Raw genomic sequence first — 6,595 nt, forward strand, 5'->3', positions numbered from 1 at the left:
TGCGGCAGCTCCCGATGATGAGTGTCGATATGGAGGAACTGCCTGGAACCCGGTGTCGGCCGCATGCCGATGAGCCGGGGCAACCGCGACGGCGCATGACCCGACCTGACCGGTACGATACGGCACGGTGAGAACGAATACAGGGCGTCAGCAGTCGCGCGGATCTCGTCGGCGGGGGAGTGTGCTTTTCCCGAGCCTGCTCACCGCTGCCGTGGAGTACGCGGCCGACACCGTCGCGATCCGTTTCAGTGCCTCCGGCGATCCGGCGGACGTTCGGCAACTGACCTATCGCGAACTGGACGAATCGTCCTCACGCCTGGCTCGTGAACTCATCGCGCGAGGGATCGGCGCCGACGACGCGGTGGCGGTCGGCATCGCGCGCAGTATCGAATCGGTGCTGGCCGTCTGGGCGATCGCCAAGACCGGCGCGGCGTTCGTTCCGGTGGACCCGGCCTATCCGGCCGAGCGCATCGAGCACATCCTGTCCGATTCCGGAGCCGTGCTCGGCCTGACCACCACCGCCCACCGTGCGGCCTTCACAGACGGCGGCCCGGACTGGCTCGAGCTGGACGATCCGGCACAGGCCGAGCGGATCGCCGCTCACCCCGCCCACCCGGTCTCCTACGCCGATCGGGTGCGCACGGTGACCGAGTTGCATCCGGCCTATTACATCTATACGTCGGGCTCGACGGGCCGGCCGAAGGGCGTGGTCGTCGGACACGGCGGTCTGGGCAGCCTGGTGACCGCCATGCGGGAGTCGTTCGGGGTGGATCGCGAGTCGAGGGTGGCGCATGTCTGCTCGCCGAATTTCGACGTCTCCGTCCTCGAGCTGATGCTGGCCTTCTCCTCGGGCGCGACCCTGGTGGTGTCGCCGCCGCAGGTGTTCGGCGGCCACGAACTCGCGGAGCTGCTGCGGCGCGAGCGCGTGACGCACATGCTCATCACCCCGGGCGCGCTGGAGTCGGTGGATTCGACCGGACTGGACGACCTGCGGACCGTCATGGTCGCCGGTGACCGGTTCGGCCCGGAACTGGTCGGGCGCTGGGCCCGCGACGGGCGTTCATTCCTGAACGGGTACGGCCCGACCGAGGCCACGATCCTGGCGACCGCCACCGGCGCGATGAATCCGGACGAGCTGGTCACCATCGGCACCGCGGTTCCGGGGATGGGCGCGTTCGTCCTGGACGCGCGGCTGCGGCCGGTTCCGGCGGGCACGACCGGTGAGCTGTATCTGTCCGGTCCGGCGCTGGCGCGAGGATATCTGGGCCGTCCCGGCCTGACCTCGGAGCGGTTCGTCGCCAGCCCGTTCGCCGAGACCGGGAAGTCCGCGGCGCGGCTGTACCGGACCGGAGATCTGGTGCGGCGCACCGAATCCGGCACGATCGAATATCTTGGCCGGACCGATTTCCAGGTCAAGATCCGAGGTGTGCGCATCGAACTCGGTGAGATCGACAACGCGCTCACCGCACATCCGGACATCGACTACGCGGCCACGCTCGACCGCACGCTGCCCTCGGGTTCCAAGGCGCTGGTGTCGTACGTCCTCCCGCGCGCGGGCACCGCCGTCGATACCGACCGGCTGGCCGAATTCCTCGCGGAATCGTTGCCCGCGTACATGATTCCGGCCCTGATCATGGTGCTGGACGCGATTCCGCTCACCTCGGTGGGCAAGCTGGATCGCGCGGCGCTGCCCGAGCCGGTCTTCGAGGCCGCGGAATTCCGCGCACCGGTCACCGAGAACGAGATCCTGATCGCCGAGCTGTTCGCCGGGCTGCTCGGCGTCGAGCGGGTGGGCCTGGACGACTCGTTCTTCGGGTTGGGCGGCGATTCGATTCTGTCGATTCAGCTGGTCTCCCGGGCCAAGGCCCGCGGGCTCGCCTTCACCGCGCAGGACGTGTTCAATCACCGCACGGTCGCCGGGTTGGCCGAAATCGCTTCCGCTGTCGGCGAATCCGCGCGTGAGCAGCTCGCCGAGCTGCCCGGCGGCGGTGTCGGGGAGATGCCGCTGACGCCGCTGATGGCGGCGACGCTGGCGAAAGGTCCTGCGTTCCAGCGGTATTCGCAGTCGATGACGTTGCGGCTGCCCGACGGGCTCGACGACGAGACGTTGCTCGGGACCCTGTCCGCTGTCCTGGATCACCACGATGTGCTGCGTTCGCGGCTGCGCGGAAACGCCGAGCAGGGCTGGACTTTCGAAGCGCTGGCCCAGGGGGCGGTCGATGTGGCCGCGCTGGTGCGTCGCGTGGATCTGCCGGCCGATATCGACGAGGCCGAACTCACCCGGCGGGCGAGCGCGGAATTCGATGCGGCACTGGGCCGATTGGATCCGGCGGGCGGGGCCATGGTGCAGTTCGTCCGGTTCGCCTTCGCGGGCGACCAGGATGCCCAGGCGCCGGGTCGCTCCGACATCCTGCTCGTCGTCGCGCACCACTTCGCGATCGACGGAGTGTCCTGGCGCATCATCATTCCGGATCTGATGGTGGCGTGGTTGCAGATCGCGGCCGGGCAGCCGGTGGCGCTGCCCGCGGTCGGCACCTCGATGCGGCGCTGGGCGCACGCCCTGGCCGAGGCGGCGCGACGGCCCGAGGTCGTCGCGGAACTGCCGCTGTGGCAAGAGATTTCGCGGACATCCGATCCGCAGCTGGGTGAGCGTCCGTTCGATCCCGCGATCGACACCCTGGCCACCGTCGAGCGGGTCCGGGTGACGGTGCCGCCGGAGGTGACCGAGGCCGCGCTGACCACGATTCCCACGAAGTTCCGGGGTGGCGCCAACGACGCGCTGCTCTCGGCGCTGGCACTGGCGGTGAGCCGTTGGCGCGGCGACGACGCGGGCGGCGCGGTGCTGGTGCGGCTCGAGGGGCACGGCCGCGAGGAGGATTTCGTACCGGGCGCGGACCTGTCGCATACCGTCGGCTGGTTCACCAGCGCGTATCCCGTCCGGATCGGTCTCGTGGACGCCGATTTCGACGCGGTGTTCGACAGCGGCCCGGTCGCCGGTGAGGTGCTCAAGGCCGTCAAGGAACAGCTGCTGGCGGTGCCGGGCCGCGGGCTGGGCTTCGGCCTGCTGAGTTACTTCAATGCCGAAACCGCCGACCAGCTCTCGGATCTCGGCCAGATCACCTTCAACTACCTGGGCCGGATCGCGGCCGGTGGCGCGGCGGCGGAACTCGCCGAATCCGGCTGGGCGCCGACCGGTGATCTGGGCGATTTCGACGCGGACCTGGATCGCGACATGCCCGCCAACGGGGCGATCGATATCAACGCGATCGTCACCGACGGCCCGGACGGGCCGCAGCTGGGCGCGTCCTTCGCCTTCCCGGCCGGACTCCTGTCGCGTCAACGGGTGCAGCGGCTCGCCGATCTGTGGGTCACCGCGCTGACCGCGCTGGCCCGGCACGCGCAACGCCCGGACGCGGGCGGGCTGACCCCGTCGGATCTGCCGCTGGTGCGGGCCGCGCAGTCCGATATCACGGTGTGGGAGCGGAATTATCCCGCGCTGTCGGAGATCTGGCCGCTCTCGCCGCTACAGTCCGGACTGCTGTTCCACACGATGCTGACGCAGTCCACGGTCGACGTCTACACCATCCAGGCCCGGGTGGATCTGGGCGGCACGGTGGATACCGGCCGGTTGCGCATGGCCGCGCAGGCGATCGTCGATCGCTATCCGAGTCTGCGCGTCGCCTTCGCCACCGGCGCGGACGGACAGTCGGTGCAGGTGGTGCTGGATCGGGTCACGGTGCCGTGGCGCGAGGAGGACCTGACCGCGCTGCCCGAGCCGGAGCGCGAACCCGAACTGGTGCGCCGGATATCCGCGGACCGCGCAATGCATTTCGACCCGGCCACGCCGCCGCTGCTGCGATTCACGGTGTACCGCACCGCATCCGACCGGTGGCATCTGGCGATCACCACGCACCACATCCTGCTCGACGGCTGGTCCATGCCGGTCCTGCTGCGAGACCTGTTGCTGCTGTACGCCACTCGCGGTGACGCGTCCGCGCTGCCGCGCCCGGAGTCCTACCGGAATTTCCTGACCTGGCTGTCCCACCGCGACCGCGACGAATCGCTGCGACTGTGGGGCGAGGCGCTGGCGGGTGTGGACGAGCCGACAGTGCTCGCGCGGCAACCGAAGACGGCCGAGAACTACGAAATCGGCAAGGTGGTCACCGGATTCGACGCCGAGGCCACTCGCCGGATCACCGAGTACGCCGCCGAGCTCGGCGTCACGCTGAACACCGTGGTTCAGGCCGCCTGGGGCATTCTGCTCGGACGGCTGATCGGCCGGGACGACGTGGTGTTCGGTGCCGCGGTCTCCGGCCGTCCGGCGGACCTGCCGGGCGTGGAATCGATGGTTGGCCTGTTCGTCAACACTGTGCCGGTGCGCGTGCGCGTCGAGGGCGGTGTCTCGGTCGCCGAACTGCTGCGGGAGTTGCAGCGCGCGCAGGTCGCCCTGTTCGAGCATCATCACGTGGGTCTGACCGACATCCAGCGGATCGCCGGTGACGCAACGCAATTCGACTCCCTGCTGGTATTCGAGTCCTATCCGCTGAACGAGGAGGCGATCGCCGCCGCCAGCTCCATCGACGGGATGAGCGTCACCGGAGTCGGCATGCTGGACGATTCGCACTACCCGCTGACGCTGGTGGTGCTGGCCGAGTCGACGCTCGAGGTGACCTGGAAGTACCTGCGCAGCCGATTCACCGACGACGAGGTGGAAACCCTTGCCGCGCGGATGATCCGGGTGCTGGACGCGCTCGTGGCGAATCCGCAGGCGCCGGTCGAGGCCATCGATGTGCTCGACCCGGCCGAACGCGATCAGATCGTACGGGGCTGGAACGACACCGCTCACCCGATCGAGCACGAGCTGTTGCAGTCGGGCTTCCGCCGAGCGATGGAGGAACACCCGGATCGCACGGCACTGGTCTACGAGGGCGCCGAGCTGACCTACCGGGAGTTCGGCGAGCGCGTCAATCGGCTTGCGCGCCTGTTGATCTCGCGGGGCGTGGGCGCGGACTCGGTGGTCGGCGTCGCGATCCGGCGGTCGCCGGAACTGCTGATCGCCATCTACGCGATCCGCACCGCGGGCGGTGCGTACGCACCCGTGGATCCGGATCATCCGGCCGAGCGCATCGAGTACGTGTTCCACACCGCGCGGCCGGTCTGCGTGCTCACCACCACCGCGGACCTCGTATCGGTTCCGGACGGCATCGAGGTGTTGCGCATCGATGCCGTGGACACCGGCGATCTGGACGGCTCCCCGCTGGCCGCCGCCGAGTTGCTGCGGCCGGTGCGTCCGGAGAACCTGGCGTACGTGATGTTCACCTCGGGCTCCACCGGGCGGCCCAAGGGCGTCGCGGTGTCGCAGGGCGCGCTGGTCAACCACATGGCCTGGATGCAGGGCGAGTACCCGCTGAACGCGGAGGACGTCTACCTGCTCAAGGCCGCGGTCACCTTCGACTCGATCTGGGGCTACTACCTGCCGCTGCGGGTCGGGGCCACGCTCGTCATCGCCACCCACGACGGCCACCGCGACGCGCAGTACATCGCGGAAACCATTGCGGCACAGCGGGTCACCGTCACCGACTTCGTGCCGTCGATGCTGTCGGTGTTCGTCTCGCACGCCGCCGCGGGATCGCTGCCGACGTTGCGTCTGGTGATCTCCGGCGGTGAGTTGCTGCCCTCGGAGACCGTGGCCGGGCTGCGCGCGCTTGGTGCGGTGGACGCGCTGAACGTGTACGGCCCCACCGAAACCACGATCGCGGTCACCACGTTGCTCGCGACCGGGACCGAGCAGGGTGGCCTGCCGATCGGCTCGCCGGGCTGGAACAACCGTGTCTACGTGCTGGATTCACGACTGCGCCCGGTGCCCGCCGGAGTGGCCGGGGAACTCTACATCGCCGGTGATCAGCTGGCCCGCGGCTACATCGGGCGCGAAGAGCTGACCGCGGAACGTTTCGTCGCCGACCCGTTCGGCTCGGGTGCGCGGATGTACCGCACCGGCGACCTGGCCGCCTGGTCCTCGCCGGGTGTGCTGAAGTACCTGGGCCGCACCGACTTCCAGGTGAAGCTGCGGGGCCAGCGCATCGAACTGGGTGAGATCGAATCGGCCTTGACGGCGCAGCCGGAGGTCGCTCAGGCCGCCGTCGCGGTGATCGGCTCCGACATCGGCGACCAGCTGGTGGGTTATGCGGTCGCGGCCTCGGGCGCCCGGATCGAGCCGGAGCAGCTGCGCGCCGCGCTGGGCCGGATCCTGCCTCCGTACATGGTCCCGGTGACCGTGATGGAACTGGATGCGTTGCCGCTCAACGCGAGTGGCAAGCTGGACCGCAAGGCGCTGCCGCGCCCGACGTTCGCCGCCCGCGAATTCCGCGCCCCCTCGACCCCGATCGAGGAGATCGTGGCCCGGGTGTTCGCCGAGGTGCTCGGCGTGGACCGGGTGGGCGCCGACGACGACTTCTTCACGCTCGGCGGCAATTCCCTGGTCGCCACCCAGGTCGTCGCGCGGCTGGGTGCGGCGCTCAACGCGCGCGTCCCGGTGCGGGCGCTGTTCGACACCCCGACGGTGGCCGCGCTCGCGGCCGGGATCGTGCCGGGCGCG

The 6,595-nt window shown here is 69.6% G+C and carries 1 protein-coding gene; it reads left to right on the top strand.

All coding sequences use genetic code 11. The features are described from left to right. Positions 1–127: 127 nt before the first annotated feature. Positions 128–6,595 (top strand): non-ribosomal peptide synthetase (locus NM2_RS43605; RefSeq protein ID WP_157121845.1); only part of this gene is annotated, 6,468 nt, incomplete at its 3' end.

The sequence above is a fragment of the Nocardia miyunensis NBRC 108239 genome, from assembly GCF_001613065.1.
GTDB lineage: Bacteria > Actinomycetota > Actinomycetes > Mycobacteriales > Mycobacteriaceae > Nocardia > Nocardia miyunensis.